At 72.6% G+C, this 14,968-nt stretch carries 12 protein-coding genes; 6 read left to right on the forward strand and 6 right to left on the reverse strand.

Annotation, left to right across the window (positions count from 1 at the left end; all coding sequences use genetic code 11):
• Positions 1–56: 56 nt before the first annotated feature.
• The 3 genes from STRNI_RS29375 to STRNI_RS29385 all read left to right on the forward strand — a co-directional run bounded on the left by STRNI_RS29375 (position 57) and on the right by STRNI_RS29385 (position 5,532).
• Positions 57–2,336 carry an acyl-CoA dehydrogenase family protein gene (locus tag STRNI_RS29375; protein ID WP_277412325.1) on the forward strand — a complete coding sequence of 760 codons (2,280 nt, stop codon included), beginning with the start codon at positions 57–59 and terminating at the stop codon, positions 2,334–2,336.
• Between the two features lie 33 nt (positions 2,337–2,369).
• Positions 2,370–3,563, forward strand: a complete 1,194-nt coding sequence (locus tag STRNI_RS29380; RefSeq protein WP_277412326.1) for a lipid-transfer protein — start codon at positions 2,370–2,372, stop codon at positions 3,561–3,563.
• Positions 3,564–4,083: 520 nt separating this feature from the next.
• The gene (locus tag STRNI_RS29385; protein WP_277412327.1) at positions 4,084–5,532 is read left to right on the forward strand and encodes an MFS transporter; all 1,449 of its coding nucleotides are present in this window, start codon (positions 4,084–4,086) and stop codon (positions 5,530–5,532) included.
• A gap of 192 nt (positions 5,533–5,724) precedes the next feature.
• Here the strand turns inward: STRNI_RS29385 and STRNI_RS29390 are convergent, their stop codons facing one another.
• Genes STRNI_RS29390 through STRNI_RS29405 form a run of 4 tightly spaced genes read right to left on the reverse strand, consistent with a single transcriptional unit; the run spans position 5,725 to position 9,499 of the window.
• The gene (locus tag STRNI_RS29390; protein ID WP_018093316.1) at positions 5,725–6,330 is read right to left on the reverse strand and encodes a response regulator transcription factor; all 606 of its coding nucleotides are present in this window, start codon (positions 6,328–6,330) and stop codon (positions 5,725–5,727) included.
• Positions 6,327–7,781, reverse strand: a complete 1,455-nt coding sequence (locus tag STRNI_RS29395) for a histidine kinase (protein ID WP_277412328.1) — start codon at positions 7,779–7,781, stop codon at positions 6,327–6,329. Before STRNI_RS29395 ends, STRNI_RS29390 begins: the two co-directional genes overlap by 4 nt.
• Positions 7,782–7,787: 6 nt before the next feature.
• The gene (locus STRNI_RS29400; protein ID WP_277412329.1) at positions 7,788–8,516 is read right to left on the reverse strand and encodes an ABC transporter permease; all 729 of its coding nucleotides are present in this window, start codon (positions 8,514–8,516) and stop codon (positions 7,788–7,790) included.
• Positions 8,516–9,499 (reverse strand): ABC transporter ATP-binding protein, encoded by a 984-nt coding sequence (locus STRNI_RS29405; protein WP_277412330.1) that lies wholly within the window; start codon positions 9,497–9,499, stop codon positions 8,516–8,518. The genes STRNI_RS29400 and STRNI_RS29405 overlap by 1 nt, the downstream gene beginning before the upstream one ends.
• Before the next feature lie 441 nt (positions 9,500–9,940).
• Between STRNI_RS29405 and STRNI_RS29410 the strand changes: the two genes are divergently transcribed.
• From STRNI_RS29410 to STRNI_RS29420, 3 genes are all read left to right on the forward strand, one after another.
• A complete protein-coding gene (locus tag STRNI_RS29410; protein ID WP_159488431.1) occupies positions 9,941–10,816 on the forward strand; it encodes a MaoC/PaaZ C-terminal domain-containing protein in 876 nt (291 codons plus the stop codon).
• 72 nt (positions 10,817–10,888) lie between these two features.
• Complete coding sequence (locus STRNI_RS29415) at positions 10,889–11,965, forward strand: Zn-dependent alcohol dehydrogenase (protein ID WP_093647613.1); 1,077 nt, start codon at positions 10,889–10,891, stop codon at positions 11,963–11,965.
• A gap of 68 nt (positions 11,966–12,033) precedes the next feature.
• On the forward strand, positions 12,034–12,975 hold the full coding sequence (locus STRNI_RS29420; RefSeq protein ID WP_274735269.1) for a 3-oxoacyl-ACP reductase: 942 nt from the start codon (positions 12,034–12,036) through the stop codon (positions 12,973–12,975).
• Positions 12,976–13,119: 144 nt separating this feature from the next.
• On the opposite strand, the gene STRNI_RS29425 is transcribed toward STRNI_RS29420, so the two are convergent.
• Positions 13,120–13,287 (reverse strand): hypothetical protein, encoded by a 168-nt coding sequence (locus STRNI_RS29425; RefSeq protein WP_018093309.1) that lies wholly within the window; start codon positions 13,285–13,287, stop codon positions 13,120–13,122.
• A 98-nt stretch (positions 13,288–13,385) separates the two neighbouring features.
• On the reverse strand, positions 13,386–14,963 hold the full coding sequence (locus STRNI_RS41675) for a hypothetical protein (RefSeq protein WP_381845820.1): 1,578 nt from the start codon (positions 14,961–14,963) through the stop codon (positions 13,386–13,388).
• Positions 14,964–14,968: the final 5 nt, after the last annotated feature.

Below are 14,968 nucleotides of genomic sequence, written 5' to 3' on the forward strand. Positions count from 1 at the left end.
AACCAACCCCCGAACTGACCTTCCGTCAGAATGAAACGTGTTCTAGTCTGCTCCGCATGGGCATCGGAATCACGCAAGACCAACGTGACCTGGCCGAGGCGGCGGGCGGCTGGGCCGCGCGGGCGGTGCCGCCCGAAGCGGTGCGCAAGCTGCTCGACACCGCGCCCGCGCGCACCGGGCGGCCCGCGTACTGGGACCAGCTCGCGGCCCAGGGCCTGCTCGGGCTCCATCTCCCCGAGGCCGACGGAGGCGGGGGCGGTGAACTGCTCGACCTCGCCGTCGTGCTGGAGGAACTGGGCCGCGCCGCCTTCCCCGGGCCCTGTCTGCCCACCACCCTCGCCGCCGCACTCCTGCACCGCGGCGGCGCCCCGGCCCTCGTACGGGCCCTCGCCACCGGCGCACGCATCGGCGCCGTCGCACTCGGCACGGGCTCGCTCACCGCCGTCGAAAGCCCCGACGGCTATGTCCTGGACGGCACCGCGCCCCCGGTCCTGTCCGGCGCCGACGCGGATCTGATCGTGCTGGCCGCGGAGGTTGCCGGGGAAGCGGGGCTCACCGGGGAAGCGGAGGGTGCCGGGGGAGCGAAGGGCGCCGCGGACGGGGCGGTGCGCGACGGCGGAGGCGGGCGACGGGCGGGGGAGACGGTCTGGCTCGCGGTCGACGCCGGGGCGCTGACCGTACGCGTCCAGGAGAGCGCCGACCCCACCAGGCCGACCGCCGAAGTGCGCGCGCACGGAGTCCCGGTGCCCGCCGAGCGGCGGCTCGCCGTCGACAGCGACCTGGTCCGCGACCTGGCCGGGGTGCTGTGGGCCGCCGAGAGCTGCGGCACGGCTTCCTGGGCGCTGCACACCGCCGCCGAACACGCCGCGGTCCGCGAACAGTTCGGCCGTCCCATCGGCCAGTTCCAGGCGGTCAAACACCTCTGCGCCGACATGCTCGTGCGCTACGAGCAGGCCGCTGCCCTGGTCTGGGACGCGGCCCGCGCGCTGCACGAGCCGCCCGCGGTCCGCGGACTGGTCGCGGCGCTGGCCACCGCGACCGCCCTGGACGCCGCCGTCAGCTGTGCCAAGGACTGCATCCAGATCCTCGGCGGCATCGGCTTCACCTGGGAACACGACGCCCACCTCCATCTGCGGCGGGCGACGGTCGCCCGCCAGCTGCTCGGCAGCGGCGACACCCACCGGCTGCGGGCCGCCCGGTATGCCGCCGACGGCGCCCGGCGCCCGCTGCACCTCGAACTCCCCGCCGACGCAGCGGAGTTCCGGGCCGAGGCCCGCACGGTCATCGACGGCGTCCGCGGCCTCGACCCCGCGGCCGTACGCCGCACACTGGCCCCCACCGGCTACGCCGCACCGCACCTCCCCACGCCCTACGGACTGGGCGCCGGCCCCGTACAACAGCTCGCGATCCAGCAGGAGCTGGCGGCCGCCGACGTCCGGATCAGCGATCTGGGCATCGCCACCTGGGTCGTCCCCTCACTGATCGCCCACGGCACCCCGGAGCAGCAGGAGCGCTGTCTGCTGCCGTCGCTGCGCGGTGATCTGCTCTGGTGCCAGCTGTTTTCCGAACCCGAGGCCGGCTCGGACCTGGCCTCCCTGCGGACCCGCGCCGAGCGGACGGCGGACGGCGGCTGGCGGATCAACGGCCAGAAGGTGTGGACCTCGGCCGCCCAGTGGGCGAGCCACGGCATCCTGCTGGCCCGCACCGACCCGGACGCGCCCAAACACAAGGGGCTGACCTTCTTCCTCGTCGACATGAAGACCCCGGGCATCGACACCCGTCCGCTGAAGGAGATCACCGGCGAGTCGCTCTTCAACGAGGTCTACTTCGACGATGTGCTGCTGCCGGCCGACGCGGTGGTCGGCGAGGTCGACAACGGCTGGAAGGTGGCCCGCACCACCCTGGACAACGAACGCGTCCACATGGCCGACCAGTTGACCTTCGACACCGGTCTGACGGCGCTGCTGGACCGCGCCGCCGAGCTGGACGGATCGGTGCGGGCGCGGGTGGGCGCGCTGGCCGCCGAGGCGCACGCGCTGGGCTGCATCGGGCTGCGCACCACGCTCCAGCAGGTGTCGGGGCTGGAGCCGGGAGCCGGTGCCAGCATCCGCAAGCTGGTGCAGACCCCGCACCAGCAGAAGGTCGCCGAGCTGGCGCTGGAGCTGCTCGGCCCGGACGGCGCGGTGCGCGAAGGCGCCGGCGAACGGGCGCTGCACGGCTTCCTGATGTCGCGCTGTCTGACCATCGCCGGCGGCACCACCCAGGTGCAGCTCAATGTCGTCGCGGAGCGGCTGCTCGGTCTGCCCCGCGACCCGGAGCCGCGCCCCCTGATCTGATCCCCGGACTCAGCCACCTCCAGGAGGACACGTATGGCTGGCAAGGCGTACATCGTCGGTGTCGGGATGACCCGGTTCGAGAAGCCCGAGACCCGTGACTGGCAGTACTGGGACATGGCGAAGGAGGCGGGCGGCACGGCGCTCGCGGACGCCGGGATCGGCTACGAGGCGGTCGAGCAGCTGCCGGTCGGTTACTGCTACCAGGCCTCGACGGCCGGCCAGCGCGCCGCCTACGAACTGGGCCTGACCGGCATCCCCGTCTACAACGTCAACAACAACTGCGCGACCGCCTCGACCGCGCTGATGATGGCCCGCCAGTTCGTCGAGTCCGGCCTCAACGACTGTGTCCTGGCGCTGGGCTTCGAGAAGATGAAGCGGGGCGCGCTGGGCGGCGGCGCGGACGCCGGGGACTTCAGCACCTCGCCGGTGGCGCGCCACTACGGAGTGATGGCCGCCGCCCACGGCTTCGAGATGACCCCGCCCACCGCCCAGATCTTCGGCAACGCGGCCCGCGAGCACATGGAGCGCTACGGCACCACCGCCGAACAGCTCGCCGCCGTCGGCGCCAAGAACCACCGCCACTCGGCCCACAACCCGAACGCCCAGTTCCAGGACGTCTACACGGTCGAGGAGATCCTCGCCGCCAAGACCATCCACCGGCCGCTGACCAAGCTGCAGTGCTCGCCGACCTCCGACGGCGCGGCCGCGGCGGTGGTCGTCTCCGAGCGCTTCGTGCGGGAACACGGCCTGGCCGACCGGGCGGTGGAGATCGTCGCGCAGGCCATGACGACGGACACCGAGGAGAGCTTCGCGTCCGGGTCATGCATCGATGTCGTCGGCAAACCGATGTCCCGTGCCGCCGCCCGGCAGGTGTATGCGGCTGCCGGTCTCGGCATCGAGGACGTGGACGTCATCGAGCTGCACGACTGCTTCTCGGTCAACGAGCTGCTGACCTATGAGGCGTTGGGCATGTGCGCGGACGGGGAGTCGGGGAAGCTGGTCGCCGACGGCGCCACGACCTACGGCGGCCGCTGGGTGGTCAACCCCTCCGGCGGCCTGATCTCCAAGGGGCATCCGCTGGGCGCGACGGGGCTGGCGCAGGCCGCCGAGCTGGTCTGGCAGCTGCGCGGCACCGCGGGCGAACGTCAGGTCCCCGGCGCCCGGGTGGGCCTGGCACACAACATCGGCCTGGGCGGCGCCGCGGTGGTGACGCTGCTGCGCAGGTGAGCTTGGGGGGTGGGGGACGGGGTCCGGTGGGGCCTGGTGGGCGCGGTAACCGGGGGCCGACGGTGAGACCTTGTGGTCCCAGTAACTGGGCTCGGCCGGTCTCAATCAGACTCAACCGGTCTCAGCCGGCCTCGGCCGGACTGAGTCGAGCTCAGCCGGACTTAGCCGGGCTCAGCCAGACTGAGCCGAGCTCAACCGGTCTCAGCCGGGCTCAGCCAGACCGAGCCGAGCTCAACCGGTCTCAGGCGGGCTCGGCCAGACTGAGCCGAGCTCAGCCGGTCTCAGCGGAGCTCAACCGGGCTGGGCCCGACGCCGCCGGTCCAGTCGATCGACGTTAACTGGCCCCCGCCAATGGGTAGTTGGCCTATCGGGGGCCATGCCGCCCCCTAGGGGAACGCCTCGCCCACCCCCTAAGTCCCCACCCCGCCGCCCCGCCCCCCTGCGACTTTCGGCCTAGGTCTCCCGTCAGGTGGCTCATGCAGCGATATACCGATGCAGGACTCAAGCGACGAATGCGAGCATGGTCGGCATGCCGCCGATAGCCACCCCCGCCACCCTGACCGAGAGCGCGCGCCGGAGGGCGGCCCCGCCGGCCTGGCTGGTGATGCTGTTGGTCTGCTCCGGGCAGTTCCTGGTCATCCTGGACGTCTCCGTCGTGAATGTGGCGCTGCCCGCCATGCGGACCGGTCTGGGCCTGAGCGAGCTGGGTCTGCAGTGGATCGTCAACGCCTACGTCATCACCTTCGCGGGCTTCATGCTGCTCGGTGGCCGGGCCGCCGACCTCTTCGGTCGTAAGCGGATCTTCGTCCTGGGGCTGGCGCTGTTCACGGTCGCGAGCCTGGGGGGCGGGCTGGCGCAGGAGCCCTGGCAGCTGATCGCGGCCCGTACGGTCCAGGGCATCGGCGCGGCCGTGCTCTCGCCCGCCACCCTCACCATCCTGACCACGTCGTTCCCGGCAGGACCGGCCCGTACCCGCGCCATCGCCACCTGGACGGCGGTCGGCGCCGGCGGCGGTGCGGTGGGCGGTCTGGTGGGCGGGACGCTCACCGAATTCCTGTCGTGGCGCTGGGTGTTGCTGATCAATGTGCCGGTCGGGGCGCTGGTGCTGGGCGGCGCGGTGCTGTGGCTCACCGAGAGCCGGCAGGGGGCCGGACGGCGGCTCGATGTGCCCGGCGCGCTGCTGGTGACGGCCGGGCTCGGGCTGGTGGCCTACGGGATCGTGCAGACCGAGACGGACGGCTGGGCGTCGCTGTCCGCGCTGCTGCCGCTGGCCGCCGGGCTGGTCGTGGTCGCGGCCTTCCTCGCCGTCGAGGCGCGCGCCAAGGCACCGCTGATGCCGCTGGGGCTCTTCCGGCTGCGCTCGGTCTCCTCGGCGAACGGGGCGATGGTGCTGGCCGGCGCCGCGATGTTCTCCATGTGGTACTTCCTGTCCCTCTATGTGCAGAACGTGCTGGGCTACCGGCCGCTGGAGGCCGGGCTCTCCTTCATCCCGCACTCGCTCTCCATCGTCCTGGGCTCCAAGATCGCGCCCCGGCTGATGAACCATCTGGGCGCCAAGCCGCTGGCCATCGCCGGTGCGGTGATGTCCGCGTGCGGCATGGTCTGGCAGGGCACGATGGACGTCGACGGCACCTACCTCGGCACGATCCTCGGCCCGGGCATCCTGATGGCGCTGGGCGCGGGCCTGACCGCGACGCCGATCGCCTCCATCGCGACCTCCGGGGCCGACCCCGCCGACCAGGGCCTGGTCTCCGGCCTGATGAATACCTCCCGTCAAATGGGCGGCGCGCTGGGCCTGTCGGTCCTGTCCACCGTTGCCGCGGCCCGGATCGAGGCGGGCGACGGCCTGAAGGCCCTGGCGGACGGCTACGGACTGGCCTTCCAGGTCGGCTCGGTGGTCCTGCTCGGCAGCATCCTGCTGATGCTCGTCGCACTGCCGCAGCGACGGGCGGACGCGGCGCACGGCTGACACCCGCCGGCCGGCCTCGCCGCGGGCCGGGCCGCGGCCGGGCCGGGCGGGTGCGTGGGCGCCGGGCCGACACCCGCTGTGCCAGTGGGCACCTGGCTACCCCCGTCGCGCCCATGGGCGCCCGGCCGTCGCCCCGTCGTGCGCTCTGCCCGCTCAGGCGCCGCGAGACGGACGGGACGTTGTGGACACGCCCTACAGCCAGCCGTTCTGCCGCGCCGCACGCACCGCTTCCATGCGGTTGCGGGTGCCGGTCTTGCCGATGGCCGCGGAGAGGTAGTTGCGGACGGTGGCCTGGGAGAGGTGGAGCCGGCCGGCGATATCGGCGACCGTGGCGCCGTCCACGGCGGCGGTCAGGACCTCGCGTTCCCGCTGGGTCAGCGGATTGGGTCCGGCGCTCAGTGCCGCCGCGGCGAGGCCGGGGTCGATGACCCGCTCGCCGGCCAGCACCCGGCGGATCGCCGCCGCCAGCTCCTCCACGGGGCCGTCCTTCACCAGGAAACCGGACGCTCCCGCCTCCATGGCGCGGCGCAGATAGCCGGGGCGGCCGAAGGTCGTCACTATCAGCACTTTGCACGACGGCAGTTGTTCGCGCAGATCGGCCGCGGCGTCCAGACCGCTGCGGCCGGGGAGTTCGATGTCCAGGAGGGCGATATCGGGACGGGCGTCGAGGGCGGCGGCGACGATCCGGTCGCCCGCCGCGACCTGCGCCACGACCTGCATATCCGCTTCCAGGTCGAGCAGCAGCGCCAGCGCGCCCCGCATCATTCCCTGGTCCTCCGCCAGCAGGACCTTGATCACCTGGTGCTCTCCTCCGCATCCGCCCTGTCGTCCGTGCCGACCGGGAGTTCGGCCGTGACCCGGAAGCCGTGCCGGCCGTCGGGGCCGCTGTGCAGTGTCCCGCCCGCCGCGGCCAGGCGCTCGGCCAGTCCCGTCAGCCCGGTGCCGCCGACCGGCCCCGACCGGCCGGGCAGCGCCGGACCGCCCGCGTTGCCGGTGTCGCCGGTGTCGTCCGTAGGGGACGGGCTGACGGTGCCGTCCGCGGCGGGTATGCCGTCCGCCTCCTGGCCGCCGTCCCCGTCCCCGTAGCCGCCGCCGCGGCCGGGGACACGGTCGCGGAGCCGGGCCGGGCCGGGGCCCGTGGCAGTGCCGGAACTCAGGGGGCCGCGGCCGTCGTCCGTGATCGTCAGCCGTACCCGTTCCTCGTCGGCGTGCACCGCGATCTCGCAGCGGGTGGCGCAGCTGTGCCGGACGGTGTTGGTGACGCCCTCGCGGACCACCCAGCCCAGCAGGGCGCCGGCTTGCGGGGGCAGCGGCGGCCCGGCCTGCCGTACGACGGGCTCGATACCGGCCGCCTCCAGGGCTGAACGGGCCCGGTCCAGCTCGGTGGTCAGACCGCCCTCGCGATAGCCGCTGACCGCCTCGCGGATCTCGGTCAGTGCCTGCCGGCCGACCGCCTCGATATCGGCGGCCTGGGCGAGCGCCGCGTCCAGATCGCGGGGTGCGAGTCTGCGGACCGCCTCGGCCTTGACGACCACTACGGACAGGGTGTGCCCCAGCAGGTCGTGCAGATCGCGGGAGAAGCGCAGCCGCTCCTTCTCGACGGCACTGCGGGCCAGTTCCTGGCGGGTGGCGTTCAGCTTCTGGATGGCGTCGAACAGGCTCAGGACCGTGGCCGTCACCATGCCGGACAGGAAGGTGCCGTAACCGATGCCGAACGAGCCCCACGGGTCGTCGTCGTGCCAGCCGGCCAGAAATCCGGCCGCCCCGCTGAGCGCGATCAGCCAGATGGCGAGCTTTTTGCCGCGCAGCGCACGGACCGTGCCGGAGGCCAGCGACAGCAGCGGGAAGAACAGCAACCACTTGCCGCCGAACCCGATCGCGATGGCGAAGGTGATGGCGGTCAGTATCCCCAGGGCGTACAGGGGGCGGCGGGAGTCACGCAACCGCGGGTTGAACGAGGCCCAGACCACGCTGATGTAGAAGGAGTTGAAGGCGAGCAGACCGAGACCGGCCAGCCAGGGGTTGCCCGTCTTGCCCTGGATGATGTTGGAGATGGCGCCCATACCCATCAGCAGCCAGGGCAGGAAGGCGTACTTGCCCGGCCCGCTGTCGGGCTTCCTGTTGTCCGGCTTCCCGGCCGGCCGTCCGGGCCGGCAGGAGTCCTCGGTGTCGTCCGCGCCGCCGGGGCCCTTCTCGCCCGCGGTCCGTCGTTCTGTGTGCTGCACTGTCGCTTCCCAGGTCTGCGCCATCGCCGGTCACACCATGCGTGCGGCCCGACGGTACGCGTACACCGCGTATCCGCCGAAGAGTGCCAGCCAGACGCCCAGCACCGCCACTGCGGCCAGGCCCGGTGCGCTGTCGTGGGTGATGCTCCGGCCGAGTTCGGCGAAGCGGTTGCCCGGCGTCCACAAGGACAGTGAGCGCAGCCAGTCGGGGAACAGCTCGGGCGGGAACCACAGACCGCCGATGATCGACAGCAGCAGCACACAGCCCGTGTTGACCACGCCGGTGGACTGCGCGGACATGCGGTAGCCGTTGCCGAGGCCGAGCAGGGTGAACGGGGCGGTGCCGATCCACAGCAGCCCGGCCAGGGCGCCCCACTGCCAGGCCGGCATCCGGACGTCGTTGACCAGCGCGCCCACCAGCAGTACGGAGGCCAGGGCCGGCAGCACCGTCACCGAGCCGGTCAGCCCGCGGCCCACCACCACCCGCAGAGGGCTCAGCGGGGTGATGCGCAGCTGGCGCAGCCAGCCCAGCTGCTTGTCCTCGGCGACACCGGTGCCCGTGCCGATCGCCGCGTTCAGCGCGCCATATGCGGCCATGCCGACCATCGAAGCGATCTTCCACTCCGGGTCGGCGCCGCCCGGCCCGACGCCGATGTTGGTCATCAGCAGATACATCAGCACCGGCATCCCGATACCGAAGATGACATAGCCCCGGTCGCGGAGGGTGCGGCGGACTTCGAGACGGATGTAGTCGAGCATCACACGCTCTCCTTCGCGGTCCGGGCGCCGGCGGTGAATGCCGGGGCGGCGGGGGTGGCTTCGGCGGAGGTGAGCGCGAGGAACGCGTCCTCCAGGCTGGCGGGGGTGACCTGCAGTCCGCGGACGAGGCCGAGTTCGGCCAGGGCAAGGACCGTCGCGTCGGAGTCCGTCGTCCGCAGCAGTGCGCGGTCGCCGCGTATCTCCACGGCGCTCACACCGGGAAGCCCGGACAGCGGACCGGTGGCCGCGCCCGCGAGGTCGAAGGAGACCCGCGAGCCGCCTGCCCGCCGCTTGATCGCCTCGCCGCTGCCGTCGGCGACCACCCGGCCGCGGTCGATCACCACGATCCGGTCGGCGTGCTCGTCCGCCTCCTCCAGATAGTGGGTGGAGAACAGGATGGTGTGGCCCCGGCGGGCATAGGCCCGCATCGAGCGCCAGAAGGTGCGGCGCGCCTCGACGTCCAGCGCCGAGGTCGGCTCGTCCAGCACCAGCAGCTCGGGGTTGCCGGCCAGCGCCACCGCGAAGCGGACCCGCTGGGCCTGCCCTCCGGACAGCTTGTCCACCCGCCGTCCGCCGAACCCGTCGAGGCCCGCCAGTTCGAGTGCCTCGGCGACGTCCATGGGGTGGGGGTAGGTGGCGGCGACGAAGGTGATCAGTTCGCGGACGGTGACCCGCGGGATGGCCTTGCCGTCCTGCAGCATGGCGCCCACCTGGCCCGCCCGCACCGCCGACTCCGGTGCGTCGCCGAACAGCCGGACCGTTCCCGAGCTGGGCGGCAGCAGCCCCAGCAGGATGTTGAGGGTGGTGGATTTGCCCGCGCCGTTGCGTCCGAGCAGCGCCACCGTCTCGCCCGCCGCGATCTCCAGGTCCAGTCCGTCCACGGCCCGCACCGCGCCATAACTCCGTGTCACCCCGGAGAATCCCACCGCCGCGGCGTCACCAGCCCTTTCCGCTGTGCTGCCGGGCCTTGTCGTCCCTGCCATGCCCACTCCGCCTCTCGTCTGCATGCCTTCGACGTTACGGAGCGTGGCCGGGCCGCGGCAGATGCGAATGTCGACGATCCCCTCTGACAAATGTCATGGGTCCGCGCAACGAAAGTGGTGGGTCCGTGCAAAGAAGGTGGTGCGTCCGCCGCGGCGCAGGCCGACGCAGGTGGTGCGCGACGCATGCCAGGGGCAGAGGCAGGGCTGCGGCCGGGTAGGGCCTCCGCCGTCCGGGACCCGTATCTGACAATGCGTCAGAGGGCTTCCGGGTGCCGGACGGATCGGCTATACATGAGAGCCATCGGCTAGAACGCGTTCTAGAAGTGTGCCCTGTGCGCTGTCGGAGCGCGGCCGCGCCGACCAGATACGACCCCGGCACGGTCGACGGTGCGGACGGCCGGGCCGGGGTCTTCCCCTCGTGGTGAAGGAGCAAGCAGCCCCATGCCCATCGACGCCGCCAAGGCCACCTCCGCCGAGCCGCGGACCACCGAACTCGCCTGGGACCACAAGGACGTCCAGCTCTACCACCTCGGCATCGGCGCCGGTGCGGCCACTCCGGAGAAGGCCCACCCCGCCACCGACCCGGACGAACTGCGCTACACCCTGGAGAGCGCCCTGCACGTCCTACCCAGCTTCGCCACCGTCGCGGGCGGCGGGATGGCGCTGGCCGGCGGGCTCTCCGCACCCGGCATCGACGTCGACCTCGCCGCGGTCCTGCACGGCGGCCAGACCGTCACCGTGCACCGCCCCCTCCCGGTACGCGGGCGCGCCACCCAGACCTCGTCCGTGCCCGCCGTCCACGACAAGGGCAAGGCCGCCGTCATCGTGCTGCGCTCCGAGGTCGCCGACGACGACGGCCCCCTGTGGACCTGCGACACCCAGATCTTCGTCCGCGGCGAAGGCGGATTCGGTGGCGACCGTGGCCCCTCCGCCCGCCTCGAACTCCCCGACCGCGCCCCCGATCTGACCACCGAACGCCATATCCGCGCGGACCAGGCGCTGCTCTACCGCCTCTCCGGCGACTGGAATCCGCTGCACGCCGACCCCGAGTTCGCCAAGCTCGCCGGGTTCGACCGGCCGATCCTGCACGGGCTGTGCACCTACGGGGTCACGCTCAAGGCCGTCGTCGACACGGTGCTCGGCGGCGATGTCGCACGGGTGCGGTCGTACACGACCCGTTTCGCCGGTGTGGTCTTCCCCGGGGAGACGCTGCGGATCCGGCAGTGGCAGGAGCCCGGCCGGGTCCAGGTGTCGGTCACCGCGGCCGACCGCGACGAGGCGCCGGTACTCGCGGACACCGTGGTGGAGCACAGCTAGGGCCGATCCCAAAGACAGCCTTGCCGGTCCGGGCGGGGGCTGGAGTGTCGTCCGTACGAGAGGAGCCGTGACATGCGCGCAGCCGTACAGCACGAGACAGGGCAGGACAAGCTCGAAGTCCTCGACGACGTCGAGGCGGTGGGGTTTGGCCCCGGCAAGGTCAGAATGCGGATCCGGGCGACCGGGCTGTGCCACTCCGACCTCTCGGCGATGAACGGGGTGCTGCCCCAGCCCGCGCCCTTCGTCCCCGGTCACGAGGGCGCCGGTGAGATCCTCGACGTCGGCGACGGCGTCACCGGACTCGACCGGGGGGACCGCGTCCTGATGTGCTGGCTGCCCGCCTGCGGCAGCTGTCCGTCCTGCCGCCGCGGCCAGACCCATCTGTGCCTGGCCGGATTCATGAACGCCGGCACGCCCAACTTCCGGCGCCCCAACGGGGATGTCTTCGGCTTCGCCGGCACCGGCACCTTCGCCGAGGAGGTCGTGGTCGACGCCCACTGCGCGGTCCCGATTCCCGACGACGTCCCGTACGAGATCGCCGCGCTGATCGGCTGCGGTGTCACCACCGGGCTCGGTGCGGCGATCAACACCGCCAAGGTGACGGCCGCTTCCTCGGTCGCGGTCATCGGCTGCGGCGGCGTCGGCATCTCCGTCATCCAGGGCGCGAGGGCCTGTGGCGCGGCCCAGATCATCGCCGTCGACCCGGTGCCCGCCCGCCGGGAGGCCGCGCTGCGCTTCGGCGCGACCGAGGCCGTCGCCCCGGAAGAGTTCGCCGACGCCAAGGCCCGGATCACCGCGGGGGAGGGCTTCGACTATGTCTTCGAGGTGGTCGGCAAGTCCGCCACCGCCCGTACCGCCTACGAGATGACCCGGCGCGGCGGCACCCTGTGTGTGGTCGGCGCGGGCGCCATGGACGACACCTTCCAGGTCAATATGTTCGAGCTCTTCTTCGACGAGAAGCGGATCCTGCCGTCCCTGTACGGCGGCGGGGATGCGCTGCGCTCCTACGAGCGGGCCATCGCCCTGTGGCGGGCCGGACGGATCGACCTCGAAGGCCTGATCACCCATCGCGTCCAGCTCGCCGAGATCAATGACGCGCTCGACCAGATGCGCTCCGGCACCTCGCTGCGCACCTGCATAGAGATCTGACGCCCACCGTTCACCCCTCGCAGCGCACCGCACCGCACCGCGTGCCGCGACCACTGGAGAGGACAGGAATGGCACAGCCACTGGAGGGCCTGACCGCGATCGTCACCGGTGCCGGGCGCGGTCTGGGCCGCGCCGAGGCCCTCGAACTCGCCCGCCTCGGCGCCCAGGTCGTGGTCAACGACTACGGGCAGCCGGGCCGCGACGGTTCGGGGGAGGCCTCCGCGGCGCCCGCCGAGGACGTCGTCGCCGAGATCCGCGCCGCGGGCGGCACCGCCGTCGCCCACCTCGGTGATGTCGCCGACCACGCACAGGCCCGCGCACTGGTGCACCTGGCGGTCGAGACCTACGGAAAGCTCGACATCCTGGTCAACAACGCGGGCATTCTGCGCGACCGGATGGTGTTCTCGATGACCGAGGACGAGTGGGACTCGGTCATCCGCGTGCATCTCAAAGGGCACTTCAACACCACCCACTTCGCCGCGGCGCACTGGCGCGAGCGTTCCAAGGCGGCCGGCGGCCCGGTCCACGGGCGGATCGTCAACACCTCCTCCGAGGCGTTCCTCGCGGGCTCGGCGGGCCAGCCCAACTACGCCGCGGCCAAGGGCGGCATCGTCGGCCTGACGACCTCCACGGCACTGGCACTGGGCAAATACGGGGTGACCGCCAACGCGATCTGCCCACGCGCCCGCACCCGTATGACCGAGGACGTTTTCGCAGGCTTCCAGGAGCCCACGGACGGCCGGCTCGACGCGCTCGCCCCCGAACATGTCGCACCGCTCGTCGGCTACCTCGCCTCGCCGGCCGCGGCCCGGGTCAACGGACAGCTGCTGGTCGTCCACGGCGGCATGGTCGCCATCGCCGAACGCCCGCGGATCGCCGCCAAGTTCGACACCGCGAAGGAGGTCTTCAGCTTCGACGAGCTCGATGATCTGCTGACGTCGTATTACGCGCAGCGCCCGGCGGAGGAGACCTTCGCGGCGGCCGAAGTGCTGGGCCTCAAACACGGCTGAACCGGCGCGGGCCCCGCATGCCGGAGGTCCCCGCACAACGGCTGAGGTCCCCACACATACGGCTGTGGCCGCCGCCCGCTGTCCAGCGGTGCGGCGGCCACGGCCTCTCACGCGGTCCGGCGGTCGGGGCGCGCCGGACCGGCGTCACGCGTCCTGCGTCTGCTTGTCCCGGCGGTGCCGGCCATGAGGGGTGGAGCCGGACTCCTCCGAGGCGGCCGGGCCACGGTGCCTGCCGGAGCTTGCGGCCGCGGCGGCCTGGGCGGACGCCTCCTGAGGGCGCGCCTGGGTCGTGTCGGTTCGGGCTTCGGACATGAAAAGAGTCACTCCGTCAGTTCGCTTACAGCTGTACGCGTCGGGACCTCGCCCGACGACCGCCACGGCTGCTCCCGAGCGGCACTGCCGGTGGCCGGTCAACCGGCTGCGCAGCCCCCGCCCGAAATTCTAACGGGGCCGGAAATCACGCTCCACCGGGTCTGGCGGGCCGCCAGAGGTGCCTCTTGCAAGGGAACTGGCCTGCACATTTGGGGATGTCCGGGGATGTGCTGCGGTTCCGCGTCCGTGGCTGAAGGTTGTGCAGATGCTGTGGAGCGGTTGTCGGCATCCCCTGCATCCGGGACAATCCCCCCGCCGCTCTCGGCGGCCTCCCCGGAGGGTGGCCCCTCCACTGCCTCCAGGGGCTCCAGGGGCTCCAGGGGCTCCAGGGGTTCCAGGGGTTCCAGGGGTTCCACCGGCGGTTGTGCCGGCCGTTGCTCCGGCCCAGCCGACGGATGCGGCCCCATCGGCCCCATCGGCCCCATCGGGCCCATCGGCTTCCCGGCCCCGGCCCATGTCGGCTCCACCTGCCCCGCAGTCCGCAGCGGCTCCACCTGCCTCACCGGCCCCATCGGGCCCACAACCCGCACCGGCTCCACCGCCCCCACCGGCTGCACGGGCAGCACCGCCCCCACCGGCTCCACCACCTCCCCCGGCACCCCTGGCACCCCCGGCACCCCCATCCGCGCCACCCCGCACGGCTCCGCCTCCGTCGCGTACGGCAGCAGCAGTTCGCCGTCCGCCGTCCACAGCCCGGTGCCCGGCAGCCAGCCCTCCGGTGCCGGGTACTGCCGCAACTGCCGCTCCGAGGGCCGCCAGACGCCCAGCCAGGTGCCGCTCGCCGCGGTCATCCGGAACGCCACCGCGCAGCTCTCCGGTGCCAGCATCTGCCCCGGTTGCACGGCGAAAGGCGTGAGTGTCCCGCCCGTGGGCCGCAGGCACTCCGGGAAGCGCACCGGCAGGCTGCTGCCCAGGACGCCCCAGCCCAGCCGGTCGTACCCCGGGGCGTCCGAGCGCAGGAGCAGCAGCCCGCTGTCCGGATCGGCCAGCAGCAGCCGGTCGTTGCTCTCCTCGGTGATCTGCAGCAGCAGGGCGGTCTCGCCGCCCCGCTCCAGGTCGACCACCACGGTCTTGGTCCGGCCGTCCAACTCCCGGTCCAGCGCCAGCAGTCGGCCGCCGCGGTCCAGCCACGCGCCGCCCGTGCAGCGGCCCGGGATCCGGGTGACCCGCTCCGGCCCGTTCGCCCCGCCGTGCACCCGCCACAGCGTGGTGTGGTCCGCCTCGGGCGCGAGGGCGTAGGCGAGGGTCCCGCCGGGGGCGGGCGGCAGCAGGGTCAGCCGGGGGGTGGCCACGGCGCCCAGTAGGAGTTCGCCGGTTCCGGGGCCCGCCGGGTAGAGCAGGGAGACGGCGAAGCGGTCGGCGACCCGGCGCAGGATCAGCACCCGTCCGTCCGTGAGCGGCAGCAGTGCGCTGTCCGGCTCCTCGGGCTGGGTGCCCTGCAGCGGTACGGCGTACGGCTCGGGGCCGCTCAGCGTCCAGCGCTCCGGGAACCAGCTTCCGGCGGCGTCGTCGTGCCGGGCGAGCCGGGCGGCGTACGAGCCGTCGGCGGCGATCGTCAGGCGCCCGGCGAGCGGGCCGGCCGGCGCCATGGTGTCCTCAGTGGCACAGATCGTCATCGAGT

Origin of the sequence: Streptomyces nigrescens (assembly GCF_027626975.1) — a bacterium.
Lineage (GTDB): Bacteria > Actinomycetota > Actinomycetes > Streptomycetales > Streptomycetaceae > Streptomyces > Streptomyces nigrescens.